At 50.7% G+C, this 23236-nt stretch carries 19 protein-coding genes; 9 read left to right on the forward strand and 10 right to left on the reverse strand.

What is annotated here, in order from left to right; all coding sequences use genetic code 11:
* The 6 genes from GX147_10370 to GX147_10395 form a co-directional block, all read left to right on the forward strand.
* The coding region (locus tag GX147_10370; GenBank protein ID NLN61072.1) for a BtrH N-terminal domain-containing protein at positions 1-681 on the forward strand (681 nt) is incomplete at its 5' end.
* Positions 678-1430: an ABC transporter ATP-binding protein gene (locus GX147_10375; GenBank protein ID NLN61073.1), complete on the forward strand. Its 753-nt coding sequence runs from the start codon at positions 678-680 to the stop codon at positions 1428-1430. The genes GX147_10370 and GX147_10375, both read left to right, overlap by 4 nt.
* Positions 1427-2707: an ABC transporter permease gene (locus GX147_10380; protein NLN61074.1), complete on the forward strand. Its 1281-nt coding sequence runs from the start codon at positions 1427-1429 to the stop codon at positions 2705-2707. The genes GX147_10375 and GX147_10380 overlap by 4 nt, the downstream gene beginning before the upstream one ends.
* 44 nt (positions 2708-2751) lie before the next feature.
* Entirely contained in the window at positions 2752-3009 is a 258-nt protein-coding gene (locus GX147_10385) for an acyl carrier protein (protein NLN61075.1), read from the forward strand.
* Positions 3006-4214, forward strand: coding sequence for a beta-ketoacyl-[acyl-carrier-protein] synthase family protein (locus GX147_10390; GenBank protein NLN61076.1), 1209 nt, complete (start codon positions 3006-3008; stop codon positions 4212-4214). The genes GX147_10385 and GX147_10390 overlap by 4 nt, the downstream gene beginning before the upstream one ends.
* A complete protein-coding gene (locus GX147_10395) occupies positions 4208-5296 on the forward strand; it encodes a hypothetical protein (GenBank protein NLN61077.1) in 1089 nt (362 codons plus the stop codon). The genes GX147_10390 and GX147_10395 overlap by 7 nt, the downstream gene beginning before the upstream one ends.
* Positions 5297-5522: 226 nt before the next feature.
* Here the strand turns inward: GX147_10395 and GX147_10400 are convergent, their stop codons facing one another.
* From GX147_10400 to GX147_10445, 10 genes are all read right to left on the reverse strand, one after another.
* Positions 5523-5963 carry a CBS domain-containing protein gene (locus tag GX147_10400; protein ID NLN61078.1) on the reverse strand — a complete coding sequence of 147 codons (441 nt, stop codon included), beginning with the start codon at positions 5961-5963 and terminating at the stop codon, positions 5523-5525.
* A 375-nt stretch (positions 5964-6338) separates the two neighbouring features.
* Positions 6339-6797, reverse strand: coding sequence for a ferritin family protein (locus tag GX147_10405; protein ID NLN61079.1), 459 nt, complete (start codon positions 6795-6797; stop codon positions 6339-6341).
* A gap of 63 nt (positions 6798-6860) precedes the next feature.
* Positions 6861-9605 carry a formate dehydrogenase subunit alpha gene (gene fdhF / locus GX147_10410; GenBank protein NLN61080.1) on the reverse strand — a complete coding sequence of 915 codons (2745 nt, stop codon included), beginning with the start codon at positions 9603-9605 and terminating at the stop codon, positions 6861-6863.
* A gap of 196 nt (positions 9606-9801) precedes the next feature.
* Positions 9802-11592, reverse strand: coding sequence for a 2Fe-2S iron-sulfur cluster binding domain-containing protein (locus tag GX147_10415; protein ID NLN61081.1), 1791 nt, complete (start codon positions 11590-11592; stop codon positions 9802-9804).
* A 20-nt stretch (positions 11593-11612) separates the two neighbouring features.
* Positions 11613-14663: an FAD-dependent oxidoreductase gene (locus tag GX147_10420; GenBank protein NLN61082.1), complete on the reverse strand. Its 3051-nt coding sequence runs from the start codon at positions 14661-14663 to the stop codon at positions 11613-11615.
* Positions 14664-14739: 76 nt separating this feature from the next.
* A complete protein-coding gene (locus GX147_10425; GenBank protein NLN61083.1) occupies positions 14740-15123 on the reverse strand; it encodes a (2Fe-2S) ferredoxin domain-containing protein in 384 nt (127 codons plus the stop codon).
* Positions 15124-15142: 19 nt separating this feature from the next.
* A complete protein-coding gene (locus GX147_10430) occupies positions 15143-15637 on the reverse strand; it encodes an NAD(P)H-dependent oxidoreductase subunit E (GenBank protein NLN61084.1) in 495 nt (164 codons plus the stop codon).
* 1223 nt (positions 15638-16860) lie between these two features.
* Complete coding sequence (locus GX147_10435) at positions 16861-17157, reverse strand: serine kinase (GenBank protein ID NLN61085.1); 297 nt, start codon at positions 17155-17157, stop codon at positions 16861-16863.
* A 1237-nt stretch (positions 17158-18394) separates the two neighbouring features.
* Positions 18395-18673, reverse strand: a complete 279-nt coding sequence (locus tag GX147_10440) for an acyl carrier protein (protein ID NLN61086.1) — start codon at positions 18671-18673, stop codon at positions 18395-18397.
* A 12-nt stretch (positions 18674-18685) separates the two neighbouring features.
* Complete coding sequence (locus GX147_10445; protein ID NLN61087.1) at positions 18686-19672, reverse strand: ketoacyl-ACP synthase III; 987 nt, start codon at positions 19670-19672, stop codon at positions 18686-18688.
* Between the two features lie 534 nt (positions 19673-20206).
* Between GX147_10445 and GX147_10450 the strand changes: the two genes are divergently transcribed.
* From GX147_10450 to GX147_10460, 3 genes are all read left to right on the forward strand, one after another.
* Positions 20207-21676, forward strand: a complete 1470-nt coding sequence (locus GX147_10450; protein ID NLN61088.1) for a radical SAM protein — start codon at positions 20207-20209, stop codon at positions 21674-21676.
* Between the two features lie 19 nt (positions 21677-21695).
* The gene (locus GX147_10455; GenBank protein NLN61089.1) at positions 21696-22529 is read left to right on the forward strand and encodes a MipA/OmpV family protein; all 834 of its coding nucleotides are present in this window, start codon (positions 21696-21698) and stop codon (positions 22527-22529) included.
* Between the two features lie 286 nt (positions 22530-22815).
* Positions 22816-22992 carry a hypothetical protein gene (locus GX147_10460; protein NLN61090.1) on the forward strand — a complete coding sequence of 59 codons (177 nt, stop codon included), beginning with the start codon at positions 22816-22818 and terminating at the stop codon, positions 22990-22992.
* Positions 22993-23236 lie beyond the last annotated feature (244 nt).

Genomic DNA, 23236 nt, shown 5'->3' on the forward strand with positions numbered 1-23236 from the left:
GGCGTGTTTCATCTGGCCTACTTCCCCCGCCCTTACCGGTTTCACTTCAATGCCCATAACCTGGTCGTCTACGGAAAAGAAAACGGACGCTACCTGATCAGCGATCCAGTCATGGAAACGGCGGAATCCCTCAATTATGATGAACTGATGCGGGTCCGTTGGGCCCGGGGCATGTTCGAACCCCGGGGGCACATGTACTATCCCGCAAAAATCCCCTCACGCATCGATCTGCCGGCTGCCATCGTCAAGGGTATCCGCAGAAACTGCCGGGAAATGCTGTCGATCCCGCTGCCCTTTTTTGGCGTCAGGGGCATCCGTTACGTCGCCGGGCAAGTCAAAAAATGGCCGGATAAACTGGGCGAGAAGCGGGCCTCCCTATACCTGGGGAATTTCATCCGGATGCAGGAGGAAATCGGAACCGGCGGTGGCGGTTTTCGCTTCATCTACGCGGCGTTTCTTCAGGAAGCCGCAAAGGCCCTGAACAACCCCCGGTTGCGGGAACTCTCCCAGGAAATGACCGCCATCGGTGACCGCTGGCGGGAATTTGCCGCCATCGGCGGTCGCATCATCAAGAAGCGCAACAATGAACAGGAAAGCTACGAGGCCATGTCCGCCATCCTGGCGGAAATCGCCGACCGGGAACAGCATCTTTTTGGCGCACTGAAAAAATCCGTCTCATGAGCAACGCACCTATAATACAGGCGTCCGATTTAACGAAAGTTTATCGGGGTTCATCGAAACCGGCCGTCGATCAATTGAACTTTAATGTACCGGAAGGGAACATTTTCGGCCTGCTGGGGCCGAACGGCGCGGGCAAGTCAACGACCATCATGATGCTCTGCGGGCTTTTAAAAATCGGCGCGGGGACCATCCGGGTCTTCGGCCTTGACGTCAATCGAAAAGCCGCCGAAATCCGCAGGCAGATAGGTGTGGCACCCCAGGATATCGCCCTGTTTCCCAACCTGACGGCACACGAAAACCTCGTTTATTTCTGCCGGATGTACGGCCTGAAAGGCCATATGATCCGCGAGGCCGTGCAGCATTACCTGGAGGTGTTCGGACTGCTCGACAAGGTGAATATGCGAGTTTCGCATTTTTCGGGGGGCATGAAAAGACGCCTCAACCTGATTGCGGCCCTGTTGCACCATCCGCGCCTGCTGATCCTCGACGAACCGACGACGGGGGTGGATGTGCAATCCCGCAACATGATTCTGGGTTACCTGAAAAAACTGCGGGCGGAAGGCGTGACCATTTTATACTCCTCGCACCTGCTCGAAGAAGCGGAAAAGCTCTGCTCACGCTTTGCCATTATTGATGAAGGCCGCCTGATCGCGGCCGGAACGCTGACCGAAATGCTTGCCGCCAACGGCGGCGGCGAGAACCTGGAAGAACTGTTTCTGCATCTGACAGGGAAAGGGATTCGAGATTGAAGGTACTGGGGACGATCTGGAAAGAATTGCTCCTTCTTGTCCGTGATCCGGGAGGGCTGGCCCTGATTTTCATCATGCCCCTGGCCTTGGTCATCGTCATGGCCCTCATCCAGGACAACACCTTCCGTGAATTTCAGGAAACCCGCATTGACGTCCTTTTCATCGACGAGGATCGAGACACGTTGAGCGGACACATCGAGTACTCCTTCCAAGAAGCCTCCAATCTTCGTCTCATCAAGGCGGTATCGGGAAAACACCTGACGCATGAAACCGCAAGGCGTCTCGTCCAGAGAGGCAATTACCAGGCTGCGGTGATTCTCCCCCCCCGGGCCACGGCTGACCTGCGGGAAAAGACGAAGCAGGCCGTGGATGAGCTTTTTGCCCACTATGGCTTCGGACCCGCAACGCTGGCACACGACACCCCGGCGGTGGAGCTGCAGATTCTTTTCGACCCGGCCATTAAGGCCAACTACAAACAGGCTCTAGGCAGCGCCGTCGAGAAAATGGTGACGGGCGTGCAGGCGGAATGGCTGACCGAGGCCATACAGAAACGATTCGGAGGAACAGCCCCAGAACAGCCGATTTCAATCGATCTTTCCCAGATGATCCGTGTAACCCAATCTGTTGCATCAGAGAACATGCAACCCGATATCGCCATCAATTCTGTCCAACATAATGTTCCTGCCTGGTCCATGTTCGCCATGTTTTTTATTTTGTTTCCTCTGGCAGGCAATTTTATTAAAGAGAGGGAAGAAGGAAGCATGCTGCGGCTACGCCTGATTTCCGGCTCGCAACTGCCTGTTATTTCAGGAAAATTCGTCTTTTATCTCTTCGTCTGCCTGTTGCAACTGGTCTTAATGATCGGTGTTGGTTTGTACATCATGCCCTTACTGGGCCTCACCAGGCTGGCCATGGGAACGAACAATTTGGGCGTTGCCCTCACGGGCCTGGCGGTTGCCATGGCGGCAACGGGTTATGGCTTACTCATTGCCGTTTATTTCCGAACCCCTCAACAAGCCCTGTCCTTCGGTTCTATTTCCGTCGTCATCTTGGCTGCCCTGGGTGGCGTCTGGGTGCCGACATTGGCTATGCCGCATATCATGAAACACATCAGCCCCTATTCCCCCTTGAATTGGGGATTGGAGGCTTTTAATAACCTTTTTCTCAGAAACGCCTCAACCTCGGTGATCCTTCCCGATTTGGCAAAACTTGTCTGTTTTTCCCTGGTTGCCTTGGGGGCCAGTATACTGATCCATAAATCAAGAACCGTTGTTTAAAATGAACACTGGAAACAGGCGGAAATGCAATGCAAACACAGACCATAGAAGAACTGATCCCACAAATTAAAATACAGATTCTCGAGCGGCTGATTATCGAAGAGATGGATCCGAAAGATCTCGATGAAGATATGCCCCTGTTCGGCGAAACAACGGGTTTGGACTCGATCGACGCCCTGGAGCTGGTTGTCATGCTGGAAAAATGTTACGGCATTAAAATTACCGATGCCAAGGTGGCAAGGAAGATTCTTATGACTGTGCGTACCATTGCCGAATATGTCTATGAGCACCGGGAAATATGAATAGGCGTGTTTTCATTACCGGTTACGGTGTCATCACTGCAATCGGTAACGATGTTAAGGAAAATTTTGCGTCCCTACGGGATCGGGAACATGGTTTTCGTCGTCTCGAATTCCTGGATACACTGCACCGCGAGGATATCTATTGCTGTGAAGTCAAGGAATCGGACGCGGCGTTATGCCGACGTGCCGGGGTACCGGACAATGCCGCCTATACCCGCACCACCCTGCTAGGCCTCATTGCCGTCAAAGAAGCCATTGCCTCGGCAGGACTCTCGCGTGAGGAGGTAAGTGAATCCGGCCTCATTTCGGCCACCACAGCCGGTGGTATCCGGGAGTTGGAAACCCACTTCCAGGAGTTGCAAAGCCATGCAACCACGGGGGATTTTCTCGCCTTTCTGGATACGGTAGATCCCGGCCAACATACGGAACGTCTGGCGGAAGCTTTGAATATCAAGCAATATCTCGCCACAGTCAGTACGGCCTGTTCATCGGCCGCTAACTCCCTGATTTTTGGTGCCCGGCTAATCAGAAACGGCCTGGCCGACCGCATGATCTGTGGCGGTGCCGAATCCCTGTCTAAGGTAACGATCAATGGTTTCAATGCGCTGATGATTCTGGACAGGGGGCATTGCAAGCCCTTCGACCGAAATCGCTGCGGCCTCAATCTGGGCGAGGGAGCGGCGTACATTGTTCTTGAAGCGGAAGAGATCGTCCTGCGCTCCGGCAGAAAGGCGATTGCGGAACTGAACGGTTATGCCAACGTCAACGAGGCCTTCCATCAAACAGCCTCTTCGCCTGAGGGTGCGGGAGCGTTGAAAGCAATGCGAAAATGTCTGGATATGGCCGGCATACCGCCCTCTGCGGTTGACTACATTAATGCCCACGGCACGGGAACGGAGAATAACGACCTGTCGGAGGGATTGGCCATGCAAACCCTGTTCGCCAATGGAACACCCCCTTTCAGTTCGACCAAGCCCTACACGGGGCACACTACTTCGGCGGCGGGTAGTGTTGAGGCGGCATTCTGTCTCATCGCCTTTGAGCAAGATGTGATTTACCCAAACCTCAATTTTAACCTTCCAATACAAGAGCTTGGCATCCGTCCAGTGACAGAACTGAAGACCAAAGCGAACCTTAAAACGATTCTCTCCAATTCCCTGGGCTTCGGAGGCAGCGCCACATCGCTGCTCTTTACCAAATGTTGATTAACGAAATAAATATCGCTTGTTATATTAATGGCATTGGGGTTGTTTCCCCTCAGAGGACGTACAATAATGAGGAATTTCTAACGGCATTAGCCGGTTATGACAGCAAATTCCTGACCTGCATTCTTCCTAATTTCAAAGACTATATAAGCCCGTTCCAACTACGACGACTGAGCCGGATGCTACGCGTTGGGCTCTCCAGTGCCATAATCTGTCTGCGGGATGCGGGGTTGGAAACTCCCGACGCCATTATTACGGCTACGGGCTACGGGTTTCAGGAATATATGGGGAAATTTTTGAATGAAATCATGACACAGGATGAACAGCAGCTCACCCCGACCTATTTCATGCAGAGCACGCACAATGCCCTGTCCGGTCTTATCGCTTTGTATGTCAAATGCACGGGATACAACAGCACTTACGCCGGAAAAGCTTTCCCCTTTGAGGCAGCCTTGCATGACGCGTTGTTGCTTTTGCAGGAAGAAGAAGCCGAGAATGTCTTGGTCGGCTCCTTCGACGAGGTATATCCAGTACAATACAACGACTATGACCGGCTAGGCTACTTGAAAAAGGAAAAAATCAACAGCCTGCAATTGCTTGCAACAGAAACCCCGGGAACTGTCTTGGGGGAGGGTACCGTGTTTTTCTGCGTTTCCGGCCGGGCAGCCCCCCACAGTTGGTGCCTCCTGCAGAATTTTCACATGATTTACAGGCCCGTCGATTATAACCACCTGTCATCGGCGTTGCTCGATTTTCTGAAGGCAAGCGGCATGACACCGGAGGATATTGATGTCCTGGTCAGCGGTATCAGCGGTGATTTCAAGCGAGATTTCTGGAACCGCTCTCTTCAAAAAGATTTCTTCGACCATGCCACGGTCGTTCATTTCAAGCATTTAATCGGCGATTACGCCACCGCGGCATCGTTCGGCCTATGGCTTGGCGCCAAAATTCTCAAAACCCAGATTATTCCGGATGCCGTGTTATCCAATTCGCGCCCTTGCAGTCGTCCTGTGAAAACAGTTCTCGTCTGCAATCACTTCTTGGGGAAGAACTATTCCTTCTTTCTCTTGACAAAGGCATGATACGTCTTCGATCTATATCGAAATGGTCAGCGCAACCGCAAAAAAGTTTTTCCCACCGATCTCCAGTACCCAGATATGGACAAGCTGAGAATGGCTGACGGCATCTTGCAATACGACCCAACACGGAGAAAATATCGTTCTTCCTCCGAGGAGTGTGGAAGTCCAGACATAAAAAAGTCAAGAAACCTCGTGTGTTTCTTGACTTTTCCACTCAGACCGGCCAAAATTAGATGTACTTGCCAAGGATGTAGTCCTGCAGATTTTCAATCAGGCTATCCTGCCTGAGGATAACCGATTTAACAATATTGCCAATCGAAATCACGCCGACCAAATGGTCGTTTTCGAAGACCGGAAGGTGGCGCACCCTTTTTTCCGTCATCAGCATCAGGCATTTTTCAATCTCCGTATCCGCTGGCACACCATAGAGATCGGATGTCATGATGTCCTTGACAATCGTATCCCGGGAAGACCTGCTTTTCAGAACAAGTCTGCGGGCGATATCTCTCTCGGCAATGACTCCAACAAGTTTCTCTCCATCAATTACCAACAGTGCCCCTACATTCTTGTCATCCATCAGTTTCACGGCTTCGAGTGCCGAGGCATTAGGGGAAATGGACCATATCTGACTGTTACCCTTCGCTTCCAAAACATCCTTAACTGTTTTCATAAGCCTGTCCTTTCTTATGGATATAAATATAATCGGCTACTTCCCAAGTTAAAATCGGAGGTCTATCATTGAACAGCATGATATAAAATCAATTAATTTTTCACAAGTGGTTTTTTGTAAGCTGGCTGGAACAAAGCCGGACATAATGGGGAACCACGCACACCGGTACCGGATGATCTGTAGATGCGGTTTTGAGGCATTGCCCAGTTAAAGGGGCCGACATATCGCCAGCCCCTCCAATAGATTGATCATTGGTCTGATTCCCAAGGTATTCTTAAATAGCATCTCCAATTGTTTTAACGCGTATCAGCGACTGAATTATTTAAGTTGCAGGCAACGGCGCCTTCAGCGGTCTCCCACCCATTGACTGTGCCGTTAAAAAACCTCGGGATAGCCGATTTCCACGAAAACGTTTTCCAGCCGGGTTTTATGCCCCAGCTCCATCCCGGCCAGGTACTCGAACTGTTTTTTGATTTCCTCGTCCTGGCTTATGGCGGCCATGCCCCGGTAAAACTTCACAGCCTCCTCTTCTTTCTTCATGGCCAAGGCAATCGCGTCGGCGGGCTTCATGTTGATGTCAAATTTCGGAAGCTCCGTGGCTTCGGCGACTTTGTAATCCTGCGAGGGAATATTGATTTTTGTCAGGAGATCCGGGTCTTCCCTGAAACGCGTCAACAGCGCTTTGTGGCCCAGTTCTTCCTGTGCCAATTCCTCAAAAGTCCTCTTGACGTCCTGGTTGGTAACCCTCTGGCTCACAGTCTGGTAAAATTCGAAGGATTCGATTTCCCTTTCAATAGCATCGGAAAAAATCTTTTCCAGCATAGTCTTATCCATATTGTCCATCCTTTCCTCACCGTTTGTACAGATTCTTTCTTTTCCTCTGTGAATGGTGATTTTTCAGGGCCTGGCTTGCCTTGCTGCCCAGCTGACCGGTTCCGTGCCGTCCTCCACCTTTTCGATCTTGATGGCGCATACCTTGTATTCCGCCGTTTCAGTGACGGGATCGAATCGGTCAATGGTCAGCACGTTCCCGCATGCTTCCACGAAATGGAACGCACACCAGCATACGCCGGGAGCGGAACGATCCGTGACCCATGCCTTCAGCGTAATTTCACCACGCCTGCTCGTTGCCTGAACCGTGTCTCCCGTTTTGATTCCCAGTCTTTCTGCATCCACAGGGCTAATTTCCATCAATTCCTCAGGGAAAATCTCTTCCAACCCAACAGAGTGTCTTGTTTGAGTCGCCGAGTGATAATGCCACAGGCGACGACCTGTTGACAGGTAGAACGGGTATTCGTCATCAGGCAGTTCCGCTGGTGGAATATGAACCGTGTGATGGAACAACCCACGTCCACGGGTAAAATTACCGGAAGTGTGGAGTAAAGGAGTGCCGGGATGCTCCAGAGTTGGGCAGGGCCACTGCAGACCGATGTCCTGGATGCGTTCGTAGGTAATGCCCGCATAGGAAGTGGATGTTTTTCTCATATCCTCAAAAACCGCCTCTGCAGAGGTAAAACCAAGGTCGTAGCCGTTGATCCGCTTCGCCAGTTCCTGCAGAACCCACCACTGCGGCCGGGCGTCTCCGGGGGGCTCCAAAGCTTTACGTACCATTTGGACCCGGCGCTCCGTATTGGTGAAAGTGCCGTCCACTTCGCCCCATGCGCAGTCAGGTAAAATGACATCCGCATAGGGGGTGGTGAGGTTCGGGAAAATATCGACACAGACGAAGAACTCCAGTGCTTCTATCTCCTTTATGGTATTGGCCATGTGCGGATCGGTCTGCACCGGGTTGTCGCCGACGCAATAAAGAATCTTGGTTCCGCCGGTCAAGGCTTTGTGTAACATGGTCGGTTTCATGTAGCCCGGTTTATCCGGCAATCCCGTGACACCCCAGGCCTGTTCAAATTTTTCTCTGACCGCCGGATTATCCACCGCCTGGTAGGTTTGATAGACGTTCGGAAGAGCCCCCATATCGCAAGCCCCCTGAACGTTGTTCTGGCCGCGTAATGGGTTCAGTCCCCCGGCATAGGAACCGATATTGCCCAGAACCATCTGGAGGTTGGCCAGGGTTTTCACGTTGTCGGTTCCACAAATATGCTCTGTAATACCAAGGGTGTAACAGACATTGGCAACCTCGGCTTTGCCGAGTATCTCCGCCACCTTCTTCATGGTTTCCACGGGAACTCCGCAGATTTCAGACGCCTTTTCCACGGGATAGTCTTTAACCCATTCGCGGATCTCATCGGGATTTTCAGTGTGTTCAGCAAGGTATTTTTTGTCCTCCCAACCGTTCTTGAAAATCTCGTTGATCAGACCATTAATATAAGGAATATCCGTTCCGGGTTTATGCTGCACATACATTGTCGCCCATTTAACGAGATCGATTCGGCGTGGATCGTTGACAATCAGAATCGCCCCTTTCTTCACCGCCCGTTTGATATAATAGGAAATAACCGGATGGGCTTCCGTTGTGTTCGAACCAATAACGAAAATCACCTTGGCGTCTTCCAGCTCTCGAATGGAATTTGTCATGGCCCCGCTACCAAATGCTGCCGCCAGACCGGCGACTGTGGGAGCGTGTCAGGTACGGGCGCAGTGATCGACATTGTTGCTTTTCACCACCGCCCGTGTAAATTTCATGATCGCGTAATTGGTCTCGTTTGGAACACGCCCGGAACCAAAGGCGGAAAAGACATCGGGACCGTCCCGATCAACGATTTCACGAATACGAGCCGCCGTATAGTCCAGGGCTTCATCCCAGGAAACCGGGACGTGCTTGCCATTTTTCTTGATCATGGGTTGGGTCAGCCTGTTCGGGCTGGACGGGAATTCATACCCGTAGCGTCCTTTGACGCATAGCATACCGTCATTGGGAGGAATTTCCCGCCCGGTCACCTTGACGATACGATTTTCCTCACGGTTCACATGAACCGTCACCTGACACCCAACACCACAATAAGGACAGGTCGTGTTTATTTTTTCCAGTTCCCACGGTCTTCCTCCACCGTGTGCTTTTTTATCGGTGATTGCACCAACCGGACAAATCTGGGCGCATTCCCCGCATTGCACACATGTGGAAGTGCCCATGGGCAAATCGTAATCGCAGGCAACCTGCATATGGCTTCCCCGATGGACAAAACTGAGCACTTCATTCACCACCACATGATTGCAGGCGACGATGCAGCGCCCACATAGCACACACTTATTGGGATCTCGCGAAATCATGACACCGGTCTTATCGAGATCGTAACCCGGCGGTTCGATCTCAAAGCGAGGTTGGTCGATCTTAAGCCGATAAATAAGATCCTGTAGTTCGCAATTACCATTTTGATCGCAAGTCAGGCAGTTATGGTCTCCTGAAGCCCAAAGCAGCTCCACAACCATACGCTGTGCCTCCACAACCCTTTGTGTATTCGTTTTTATCACCATACCCGGGCTGACCGGCATACAGCAGGAAGCGACAAGTGACCGGGCGCCTTCAACTTCCACCACACAAACGCGGCATGCACCGATATTTTGAGTTTTCTGGTGATGGCAGAGGCTGGGAATGAAAATTCCATTGGCTCGTGCCACCTCGAGAATGGTTTGTCCTTGTCGTGCTACATATTCTTTCCCGTTCATTGTAATTGTCATTGTATCCATATTTACCCCCTTTATTGCAGTACTGGCCAATGAGTAGGACTCATAATCTCTGGCACAGACACATTTAATCAAGAAAATATCATTGATTTTTCATCGATGACAACACCTATTCAATCTCAGCCTAACAAGGCTCGCGGAGACTCAATCCCTTGAAGCCTGTCCCCATGTCGATCACAGTTTCGGACACCTTCCTTCTCTATGCATGACGTTCCGGATTCTCCCACACTTCTTCATAAGTACTCTGTGGCAATTCGTCACCTCGCCTGAGATAGTGGGTGTGGAGAAGCTCATGGGATTTTTGTCCCAGCGGTTCTTTCAGAAACGTTTCATATATTTTTTTTATCGAAGGACTTTCATGGGATTGACGATAAGTCTGTACCAGGGCATCATCCTGATACAAGGCGGCGGCTCTCAACTGGCGGATTGCATTGTCTGTGGGGATTGGGCCACCACCACCGGAAATACATCCGCCGGGACAACACATGACCTCAATAAATGTATAGTCTGCCGTACCTTTCCGGATTTTGTCCAACAGCCGCCGAGCATTGCCAAGACCGTGTGCAACCGCCACCTTTACATCGCCGAGAGCACCGACAGTAAGGGTTGCTTCCTTCACACCGTCGAGGCCACGAACCGGGGCAATATTCAAATCTGGAAGGTCCTCACCGGTAACGACCGCGTAAACCGTACGGATAGCTGCTTCCATAACACCACCCGTAGCACCAAATATCGTCCCGGCACCCGTGTACTCGCCCATGGGGGCATCATAGCCCTCATCCGGAAGGGTATTGAAATCAATACCCGCTTCCTTGATCATCCGCGCCAGTTCGCGAGTTGTCAGAACATAGTCAACATCCCTATATCCACTGCTGGTCATTTCCGGCCGTGCCGCCTCGAATTTCTTGGCCGTGCAGGGCATAATGGACACGACCACGATATCCTTGGGGTCGATACCGGCAAATTCGGCATAATAAGTCTTGGCCAGGGCACCGAACATCTGCTGAGGAGATTTGCAGGTGGAAAGATGATCAAGCAAGTCGGGATAAAAATGTTCACAGAACTTGATCCATCCCGGACTGCAAGAGGTTATCATGGGGAGCGTACCCCCCTCCTTGACCCTCTTCAGGAGTTCATTCCCTTCCTCTATGATAGTCAGATCAGCCGTAAAGTTGGTATCAAACACCTTGTCGAAGCCCAGACGGCGTAAGGCGGCAATCATCTTTCCCGTCACCAACGAACCGGGAGGCATACCAAACTCTTCGCCAAGGGCTGCACGTATGGCCGGGGCCTCTTGAACCACGACATGCTTCGTCCGGTCCTGCAGTACCGCCCAGACTTCATCAATATCTTCCTTCTCGTGAAGGGCACCCACGGGGCAGGCCAAGATACACTGACCGCAGGCGACGCAGTTTGATTCGACCAAGGGCAGATCAAAGGCGGGACTGACCCGGATGTCTTTCCCTCGAAAAGCCGGGGTCAGAACGCTGACCGTCTGAATGGATTCACAGACGGTAATACATCGGTGACAGTTGATGCATTTGCGCATATCCCGTACAATGGACAGACTGGAATGGTCAATCCATTCCTCCTTGTCAAAGACGGGCTGCTCAAAGCGAACATCTCGAAGACCGACTATTTCGGCTACTTTTTGCAATTCGCAATTACCGTTTCGATTACAGTAATTGCATTCCAACGGATGATTGGAAAGGAGAAGTTCTACCACCATTTTTCGGGCGGTCCGTACCCGCGCCGAATTGGTCCGCACCACCATCCCTTCGCCAACCGGGAAAACACATGCCGCAATGAGGCTGCGCTGTCCATCCACTTCAACCATACAAACCCTGCAGGCACCAGGGGTATGATTAATCTCGGTCCAGGCGCAAAGAGTAGGAATGACAATCCCCACCTGACGGGCCGCCTGCAGAATCGTCGTTCCTGCCTTGACCTGCACATCGATATTGTCAATTTTAAGATTTACTAAGGACATATATAGTATAACCTCCCTGTCTATATTTCAGCATCACAGCGCAGACAACGCGTCGCTTCCTTAATTGCATCAGCACGTGAAAATCCCAGTTCTACTTCCGCAAAACCCTGGATTCTTGTTACGGCATCCAGCTCCGGCATGGAGACCTGCGGTGCCTCCATCGATTCCTCGTCAACAACAAACGGAACATCTATGTGCTCCTCTGCCGGCTCCTCCCAAGGTTCCTCGCCGTTTTTCAAGCGGATGGCCGCATCAATATCGTCGGCCGCCTGATGGCCGGCGGCAATGGCAGCGATTACGGTATCGGGTCCGGTGACTGCATCACCACCAGCATAGAACTGGGCGCGACTGGTCTGGGATTTGCTATCTTCCGCCAAATCGAAGCAATCCCATTTATTAACACTGATACCACTGTCCTGTGGAACAAAGGAGAGATCAGGCATCTGGCCAATGGCCGCGATCACCGAATCAACCCCCAAAATGTATTCCGAACCTTCAATGGGCTCAGGACGCTTCCGGCCGCTACGGTCAAAATCACCCAATCTCATCTTTTCCAGACAGATTGCCTTAACTTTCCCATTCTTTCCCTCGATCTTGGTCGGTGCGACGAGATATTCTATGTGAATACCCTCATGCTCCGCCGCTTCGATTTCTTCGACAGCAGCTGGCATATCCTGGCGTAAACGCCTGTACAGAATAGTCACCTCGGCACCCATGCGCGCCGCACAACGGGCGGCATCAATAGCTGAATTGCCGCCGCCAATAACGGCAACCTTAGCCCCCAGGGTTTTTTCTCCGCTTATCCATGCGGCTTCATTATTGTTGAAGTCCCTGAGAAATTCGACACCCCCATACACACCCTGTAAATCCTCTCCCTGGATTCCCATGGGCTGACTCTTGTGGGCGCCTGGGGCAAGATAAATGTAATCGAAGTCTTTTTCAATTTTTTCAAACGGAATATCCCGCCCGACACGCGTATTGCAAAGAATTTCAACGCCCAACGCACGGACATCGTCAATTTCTCCATCCAGAATATGGCGAGGCAGACGATAGGACGGAATGGCCCAGCGAAGCATGCCGCCCGGCTGAGGAAGTTCCTCGAACACCGTAACCTTGTAACCACGCTGCGCGAGGTCTCTGGCTGCCGTCAGCCCAGCCGGACCGGCGCCGACCACCGCGATCGCTTCCTTACGTGTAACCGGTACGGCTGTAATTTTCGGACGGGACGCGTTATCGGTAATGAATCGTTTGAGGAACTTGATCGCAATGGGTTCATCCATTTGGCCACGGCGACATTTGGTCTGGCACTTGTGGTCACAAACCCGACCGCAAACTGAAGGAAAGGGGTTGGTTTTTAACAGTATTTTATAGGCATCTTCAAGGCGCTCCGCCCGAACCAGTGCAATATAGGACGGAATATCCATTTCGATGGGACAGGTATGCTGGCAGGGCGATTTGAAAAGCGCCGTGCAAACAGCCGCTCGACACTTATGTTCACGGATATGTTCTTCGTATTCCTGCCGGAAGTAACGCAGTGTGCTGAGCACGGGATTCGGAGCAGTCTGACCCAAACCACACAATGCTGAATCCTCGATGACCGCCGCCATTTGTTCCAACATCTCAATATCACCCTCCTTGCCTTTGCCCTGGGTGATGTTGGTCAAAATTTCCAGCATGCGCTTGGTTCCTTCCCGACAGGGGGTACATTTGCCGCAAGATTCGTCCTGACAGAAATCCATGAAGAAACGGGCCATATCGACAGCACAGTTATCTGCGTTCATCACGATGAGTCCACCGGACCCCATGATAGCTCCCAATTCCGCCACTTTTTCATAATCAACGGGTGCGTTGAGGTGCTCAACGGGTATGCAACCACCCGAGGGTCCGCCGAGTTGGGCGGCTTTGAATTTCTTGCCTTTGGGGATACCGCCTCCAATATCGAAAACGATGGTCCCCAGCTTTGTCCCCATGGGAACTTCTACGAGACCAACATTGTTCACATCGCCGGTTAGGGCAAACACCTTCGTCCCTTTGCTTTTTTCAGTGACGATGCTGGAGTACCAAGCGGCACCTCGGGCAATAATCTGCCCGATATTGGCCAGGGTTTCCACATTGTTCAGAACACTCGGCATCTGCCAGAGCCCGGGGACGTCAGGGAAAGGCGGCCGTGTACGAGGCATGCCCCGTTTGCCCTCGATCGAAGTGATCAAGGCCGATTCCTCACCGCAAACAAAGGCACCAGCTCCCTGATAAATCTGAAGGTCAAAATTGAATCCAGTCCCCAAAATATCATCTCCCAACAATCCCGCCTCTTTGGCCTGGGAAATGGCAACATTCAGGCGATGGATGGCCAATGGATATTCGGCACGACAATAAATGTATCCGTTATGAGCCCCAATCGCCTTGGCGGCAATAACCATGCCTTCGAGAACGGCATGGGGATCCGCTTCAAGGACGCTGCGATCCATGAAGGCACCCGGGTCCCCCTCGTCCGCGTTACAGAGTACGTATTTCACATCTCCCGAAGCAGAAGCGGCAAACCTCCATTTCAGTCCTGTGGGGAAACCGGCTCCCCCGCGACCACGCAGGCCTGAATCAAGAATTTCCTCGACAATCTGTTCTGGAGTCATGGAGGTCAAAGCCTTGGCCATGCCGGCGTAACCATCTCGGGCAATGTACTCTTCCAGAACTTCCGGATCGATAAGGCCCCGGTTTCTCAAAACCCGTAATTCCTGCAGGGCAAAGAAAGGGATATCCTGCATGGTCGGAATGACGGCATCGACTGCAGGTTCACGATAAAGAAGCCGATCAAGAACCCGCCCCTTGACCAAGTGTTCTTCCACCAGCTCGGGAATATCTTCCGGTGTAACCGACATGTAAACAACGCCTTCAGGATAGACCACCATGATAGGCCCCATGGCACAAAAACCATTGCAACCCGTCTCGACCAGTTTGATTTCTTCGGAGAGCCCCCTTTTTAGAAGCTCCGCAACCAAGGCCTTTTTTACTTCCGGACTACCGGAAGCAGTACAATCTGTGCCGCCACAGAGCAACAAGTGCGCACGAAACATTTTCATCGGGATTTTATCCTCCTTAATAGATATTGTCAGTCGCCGACCTTGGTCCGCGACACAGTCCTATGGTCTGTTAGTTTATGATCTCAGCCCCTTTGGCCAGGACAAAGGGGAGCTGAATTTCACCATTCAGAACATGTCTTGTAAAGATCTGCCGCATTTTCTGCGCATCGACATATTCATATTTGATCGGCTCCTGCCCGACAACTTCGACCGTAACCAACGGCTCACGGCTACAAAGGCCCATACAACCGGAGGTCGTCACGACTATATCCGACACATTGGCCTCTTCAATGGCCGCAAGCAGGCTGCTCATTACTTCATTCGCGCCAGAAGCAATGCCGCAAGTTCCCATATGTACCGTCACTTTTACCCGGCGGTCACCATCACGCAAAGCTGACTCCGCCTGAATCTTTTCTTTGATTTTTTTTAGATCTTCTATTTTCAGTTTTGCCATGATTCATACCTCGTTAGATTTAGGGATACTGACTAAGTATTTCTTTGATCTTATTTGACTTGACACGACCATGCACATCTTCACCAACGACGATGACAGGCCCCAGACCGCATGCTCCCAAACACCGGACGGTTTCATAGGTGAAACGCCGGTCTGCGGTTGTTTCTTTTTCTTTAAAACCGAATTCTTTGACCAGATATTCATCGATGGCCTTGCCACCACGAACGTAACAGGCCGTGCCGAGGCACACACGGACAGTGTGACGCCCTCGCGGAGTCATGGTAAAAAATGAATAGAACGTTACCACGCCGTAAACACGGCTGAGCGGAAGATTAAGCCCCTTGGCGATTCTTTTCTGGACGCCGATAGGCAAATATTCCAATGCAACTTGAGCCTCTTCAAGTACGGGAATCAGCCCTCCCGGCTTATCCTTGTAACTGCTGATGATGTCATCGAGCCGGGCAATTTGTTCCGGGGTAAACTCACTTAACAGATCACCATCTTCCAATTTCATTGACGCCTCCTTCAGCTTATTTATGTTTTTTACGCTTGCGCGTTTATCTCCCTTAATTCTCCCGCAATGTCCTCTTACATAAATTTAAAACTTCGATGTGATTTATCGGAATATCGCCGATTGCCCGTCTGATTGAATCGGGATCAAAAAGGCATTCCCGGTGCCCGCAACGGAGACGGTAGACAAGAAAATATCTCGGATCCCCTGCGATCAGGATGGCCAAGGCCCAGATAGATCCCCTCCCAGGGTTGGCGGTGAATATGACTGAATTGAAACGCGACCCGAGCCATCGCTCCATACAATGGCCTCGAAGTGATCTCGAACCAGACACCTTGATTCCGGGCGATCTGAACAAGCATGGGAAGGCTAACCTTTTTTGTTGTATAGACGGTCCAGGACCCTGCTGAATTTCAACCGGTTCGTACCCTTTTCGTGATCCCGGCTTTCCATGGTAAGCCAATCAGGCCGTGGGTCTTTGATCACAGTGATGTACATCGCTTTTGCTTCGGTGCGCATTGCATTGTTGAAAATATCCAGAATATATCAAGACAGATCAATCAAAGGTCGTCTTACACACCGCGCCGTCCCTCCCTTTTGGCGAGGCCAGCGTGAGTTCATGGATGTTTGCTGACTGCAAGATGATCTCTCGCACCCTCTCTGCTGATGTCTTCACGCAAATAGGTGCCCAACGACGCAATACAATGATGATCCGAAAGCTCCGGAGCAAGCGTGTTCTCTCCTCAGACCCATTACCGACGACGCTTCCAATGCGTTAAAATGCGTTTCCGGATCAACAAACTTCAGTTGGCTGAGAATGCTCTAATTTAATCGATCAATATGAGGCTGGAGCAGCAGAACTGCCCAGCAAATAAATTGCATTGAGGAGACCCTGTGACACCAATGAAACGTCCTTCTTTCATGCCCGTCACTCCAGTCCGTTCACAATAATCTGAAGATAAAACAATTTTCTCGATTGATTCCGGACAGCAGGGTTATCCATTTCCTCTTTGCGCACCCCAGCACATACGACTCATTTTCTGATGCATTACAATCACGGATAGTGATGACATCGAGTTTTTCATCCATCGATTTTTCAATGAGCGTTGGATACATGTCCAAATCTGCAAAGGGCGAAAAACAGGCATGAAAGTGCAGACCACGGTAAAACACCCTGAGCATGTAATGATCCAAAAAACAAAAAAGGTCATGAATTTCATGACCTTTCAGAATTGAATGGAGTCTACCTCCCCTTTAGCCATATCATAGACCCTTCCCACGATTTCAAAATCGCAAAGATGTATGTCTATGATGGGAATGCTTTCCTTAAGAACCTTTCCCGGCGAGTCTTCAGGCGGGTCGTCACCTTGAACCAAAGGAATGCCCACAAGCCCCTTTAACCTTGCCACAACAGTGACATTTTGATCGACGTGGCGGCTTATCCAAAAATCCCTTTCCTTGTTGTTGGTCATGTCGTTACTGAGCAGATCTTCGACGTATCCTTCAGATAAGAGTGTGTCCATTTCATCATGACCATAAAACACACTCAAGTTTAGATCCACTGCAACGCGATTAAGCTCCACTACCGGAAAGGTCCTTTCCGCATTCGTATGACGCAATTGTCACTCGCACAAGGAGGGATTTTGCAAGAAGCACCCCGTTAGCAAGATTGATTCAATCTTGCAGGTAATGACTCCCTCCTTGCCCGGACAGCCGCATTTGGAGCGTGCTGCCCCAATGGGCGCCTATTACGTCCGAGGCTCTGATTATCGATTCGTCCGACACAGCCCTTGATATACTGTTTTCACATTAACGACCGGCTGTTTCAAATAGAACAAGCTACGTGGAAAGAACAGGAATTTTCAAATCTTCTGCCGGATGGACGGTCTCCGCTGTTGTTTTTACAGCGCACCAGAAAGATCTTATCCTATAAAAACCTACGTCCAACATATTGACGACTCCGTTCAGCCTCAAGCAGATTTCCATTCCCCAAAATTGTTTGGCGACATTGTCGCCAGCATTACCCCGTGCGATTTTATTATCGGCATCCTGTTCTTTTCAATTATTTAAAGATGTACTTTAAAAGGCGTTTTCTTCGTATGTTGTTACCCGATAGACCCGATTCCGGTTACCATAGGCAGATAATCCTGTCAACCGTTTTATGTCAGGGTGACCTTAGCGAATATGAACGAAACATGAATAATCATTACGCAGACATAGAAAAACATGCTGCTCATTCACTTAGCTTTCGGGATCGGTGTTTAAACGATCCTCAATTTGGTCTTCGACAAGCCAACACACTGCGGTGCGGCATTAATGATTGCATCGCAAAAGGCCCTTCAATCGAGATGCTTCTTCCATTTCACGGAATACCACGACATAGATTCGAAAGAAGCCGGATTCAGCAGTCGATCTTCTAACTGCCTTCAAATCAGGCAATCACGAACCCGCTCTTCACAAATCAGGCACCACAAAATTGTTCCGCTGCATTTGATAATTCCTGCGGACTGATGAAAGGATTTTATCCAATACTATTCAATTAGATCGATGGGTGAATGCTGCTTTTTGAACGGTTGAATAACGATAATTCGGAAACCGTGAGGAATAGGTTGGGCTAATCGAACATATTCTCTTGTGGCAGGGCAAGAAACCGTTATGCCTCTCTCGTCATGGGGAAACTCAAAATATCGATGAACCTTCTGATTCCGCATATATTAAAGTTTGTGATTGTCAGACAATAGCCCGAGGTAACGTGGAATGCTAATTTCTGATGTTCACTTTTCGCATCGCATCGGCAATGGTTTCCGGGAAACTAATAAACCCGATCAGATCGGAAAAGGTGGCCTCATCTCGTAACAGATCCAGGGGCAATTCGACACAGAAAGTTTCATGGATCAGAATCTGAAGATTCACTGCCGCCATGGAATCCCAGTTAGAAATCTCCGCCAGTTTTGTTGTCTCGGTCACGATCATCAAATCGTCTGGTTCCAGGAATTCTTCCATCATTACGGTCTTCAGTCTCTCCCATACGTCGCTCATAGCTCTTCCTCTTTAGATGCGAATAAGGTTTGCCCCCCAAGAAAGGCCCCCACCAAAAGCTACAGTCACAACCAGATCTCCCCGGCGAATATTCCCTTGAGCTAAAGCTTCATCCAAAGCAATCAACACAGACGCGCCAGCTGTGTTACCGTATTCGGCCAGGTTCATGAAAAAACGTTCCACTGGCACATCCAAAGAAGCAGCGATTTTATGAATAATATGCACATTGGCCTGATGGCAAATGATACACCGAATATCGGTCATGGAGACATTGGCTTCTTGTAACAGTTGTCTCACCAATTCCGGGATTTTTTCAACAGCAAAGGAAAACACATCGGGGCCCCGCATTCGGAAAAATGCCGCCCGGGGGTTGGTCATTTTCCCAAACGGCAAACGCGTCCCTCCTGCTGGCACACAAATCATATCACTTTTGGAACCATCTGTCTCGAGGCGAGAACAAAGCACTCCACCCTCACGAGCCAAACCGGCTTGAAAAAAGGCTGCACCCGCCCCATCACCAAAAAAGGGAAAAGTCGCGTAATCCTTCGGATTCAGAATACTTGAATAAACCTCCGAGGCCACCATCAGGACGTTTTTACACTGTCCCGACCGGACAAGCCCATCTACCAGAGCGATACCGAAAGTGCTTCCGGAACAGACCGAATTGATGTCGAAGGCGAAAGCCCTCCTCGCTCCCAGTAAATGCTGCAAGCGGGTCGCCGTTGCAGGCTGCAGTCTATCAGGCGAGGAGGTTGCGAGAATAATCCCGTCAACATCCTGGGGTTCGACGCCTCCTTTTTGCAGACACCGTTTTGCCGCCTGCAACGCCAGATCGGATGTGCATTCGTCATCTGCAGCCAAGCGCCGGTAATAGACCCCCGTCTTTTCACCGATCAGGGGGATTGCTTCCCGGGGGAACTGGAGCAGTTCATCATTGGCAAGCCGCTTTTCCGGCAGATAGCTTCCCGTCGAAACCAATCTCGTTATGCGTTCATGCATCTCCGTCTCCAGCGGCGCTCATTACAACGCCATTGATCTGTCTTCGAAACGAATTTTATTCCACTATCGGATTGCCGTCGGCAATTTGCAGCAAAATGATTAAATTGTCAAGGGGCCGTAGGGGGACTGGGACACAGCTTCTCACCGCGTATGCGGATAACGGTCTTAGCAGGGGATTTGGAGACGGGTTTGACCTTAAACAGGGCAAACCGGTTCAAGCCAGTCATGGTCGGTTGCATTCAAATAACTGCATATCCCACCCTCTCTTGCGGGTTGGAATTGGCGACATCCGCCGATGCAGGACAATGATTGAAATGTTGATGTGATCAACGATGTCTCTAGTTTTTTTGAATTGGTCATTATCCTGGATAAAGTGTCGTCTTGAATCTTTTTACTTCCCTCCCAAAAACTCGACTTCAGGAATGGCGTTGACACAAACATTCCCTACTTTTATACTCTCTACGACTTTCCGGGTATTCTGCAGTCCCCGATGAAGAACGATTTCCGTTGATTTAGGTGCGTCGGATGGAACATATGGCAAAGGTTTCACACGAAAACAGAAAGTGCATTGTTCTCGTCCAACCCCGCGGATTCAATTGGTTCCCCGGATTTCGTGATGTGACGGACATTGCCAACCGCATGGCACCCCAAGGAATTCTTTCCATCGCGGCTTATCTCTTACAAATGGGTCACAAAGTTTTCATTTACGATTGCCTTGGCCCGGGTGTACCCGTTGAACTGGACGCACAGGCCAAAACGGTTTTAGATTTCCGGCCGCAAATAGTAGGGTTTTCAGCCACCACCAGTTCCTTTCCCGACGCGGCGGAGTTGGCCCGGAAGGTCAAAGCCCAAACACCGGACGTGATAACCCTTTGCGGTGGCGTGCATGTATCCGCCCTAGGGGAATCTCTTCTGGCCTCATACCCCCAGTTCGATTTTTTCTGTTCCGGTGAAGGAGAAATGACCCTAGCCGAACTCGCCGGCGGCATGAACCCGAGGAGTATTGCCGGCCTGATCCGACGTGAGGACGGCCAGGTAATACTCAACTCCCCCCGTCAACCAATAGCCGACCTCGATACATTGCCGTTCCCGGCATATGGGGACTTAAAGGGTTTCCCCAAAGATTACCATTTACCCCTGTTCAGTTACATCAACACGCCGGGAGCGACGATGATCACCTCCCGTGGTTGTGTATACCAGTGTTCTTACTGCGACCGCTCCGTCTTCAAAAAGGGTTTCCGTTACAATTCAGCCCCGTACGTTTACGAGCATCTGAGGCACCTGAAAACAAACTTCGGTGTCCGACACGTGAACATCTACGACGATCTATTCACCCTGAATCGGAAACGCATCGTTCAACTCTGCGAAAAGCTTGCCCGGCATCCCTTGGGGATGCACTTCAACTGCGCCGTCCGGATTGGCCATGCCGACGATGATCTGCTTCGGATGCTGAAAGACGCCGGCTGTCTCATGGTCTCCCTAGGTATCGAATCGGCGGACCCGCATCTTCTTGAATTGCACAAATCAGGCGTTTCCCTTGAGGAAACCCGGGACACCGTCGCCCGAATTCAGCGGGCGGGTCTCCGGGCCAAGGGGCTGTTCATCATGGGGCTCCCGGGGGAAACGGAAGAATCGATTCGCAAGACGTCGGATTTTATCATTTCCTTGGGACTGGATGACATGAACATGTCGAAGTTCACCCCCTTTCCCGGTGCACCCCTATGGAACACAATTCATAAAGAGGGAACATTCGACGAAGACTGGCGTCTCATGAATTGCCTGAATTTCGTCTTCACTCCCAAGGGTATTGATTCACGGGAGAGACTGGATTATCTATATAACGAATATGTGAAACGATTCTACTCCCATTCCGCCTGGCGTCGCAAATTCCGAAAACGCCTGTGGCAGCACCGACACAGTCTTCTTTATTTTTTGCGACACCTGCCGTCTTTTCTGGCGGCCAAACGCCAGTTCGAAACGGGAAAGAAAGGATCGCCGACGTAGCCAGGAGGTGCCTGTGTCCTTGAAACGTTCATTCATCTTATGTGTTGTTCTCTGTGGGCTGCTGAAAATCGATCCGATTCTCGCTGAAGAAAAACCGCTCTGGGAAATGGGGGTCGGTGTAGCCGCCCTGTACCTGCCCGATTACCGGGGCTCCGACGAGGGGCGCTTCTACGCTCTGCCCTATCCTTATCTCATATATCGCGGTGATATCCTACGGGTGGATCGGGATCGCATCTCCGGTCGAATTTTTGCGACAGACCGATTGCTACTCGACGTCAGTTTTTACGGAAGCCTTCCCGTGGACAGCGACGACAACAATGCCCGACGTGGGATGCCCGATCTGGATCCTACCTTTGAGGTCGGGCCAGCCTTGAACCTTATGCTCCTGAAAGACGATCGGGACCGGTACAAGCTCAGTATGACCCTGCCGGTTCGAGCCGTCTTTTCGACGGACTTTTCCAACCTCCGACGGGAAGGCTGGGTATTTGCACCCCGTCTGAATCTCGAAGTAAAGGATATCATCTCCGACAGCGGTGTCAATTTGGGCCTTTCCGCCGGTCCGCTCTTCGCGGACCGCGATTATCACGACTACTTTTACACCGTCAAACCCCGCTATGCGACACCGTGGCGGTCGGCTTACGCTTCCAGCAGCGGTTACAGTGGCCTGACTGTCACGCTCGGCCTGGACAAAACGCTCAAATCTCTCATTATTCATGCCTTCATCAGCGCAGATTTCATGGAAGGGGCGACGATCAAGGACAGTCCGCTCGTCACCAAAAACCATTCCATTATGGGCGGCGTCACCATTAGCTGGGTGTTTTTCAAATCGGCCAAGATGGTGACGATTAAATAGGAAGACTTCAGCTAACCGCTTAAAAACACCTCATACTGAGAAACATACTGTCTCCGGGACAATTCGAGGAACCCTTGAGACGACCGGGGTAAGTTCCGCACCGATTTCGGCACAGGTGCACCCGGGAAATGTATTTTACCTGGCTTCAGTCGCCCACCCCCCCGTAAAATAGTCTTTCTTTTTTACTAGGAGCCGATTATATTAGCCGGAGAAGAAAACAAGAACCTAAGAGATTAAGAGGATACACACCCCCTTATCCATTAAATGACGCGAAGGAGACAATTGTATGGCAAATGTGATGCCGGAAGGTGAGGCTATACGGAAGGCGGTAAAATGGATTTCAGCAAATCATGAAGAGAAGCCAGACGTTTCTCTTCATAAACTGATCAACGAAGCGGTGGTTAGGTTCGATCTCTCTCCGCTGGACTCGGATTTTCTCCACAGTTTTTTCAAGAAACCCTAGGAGTCTGTTGGACTTTTCCGACGTAGTGTGTGTATAGATGTTCATCTTGAAATCAGGAGTGCCAATCAGCAGAGCCTTGACATCACCATTCACGTCCGTGATATCGTTGATTTTAGGCAAAGTCGTATCTGAAAAACATCATAACCATTTAATATTAATTGACAATGATCATTTTTTATGCGATGTAATTTGCAAGATTTTAACCCTTAACCCCTATTTTTCTTGCAAATTACACAGATGAAAC

Source organism: Deltaproteobacteria bacterium, assembly GCA_012522415.1.
GTDB lineage: Bacteria > Desulfobacterota > Syntrophia > Syntrophales > JAAYKM01 > JAAYKM01.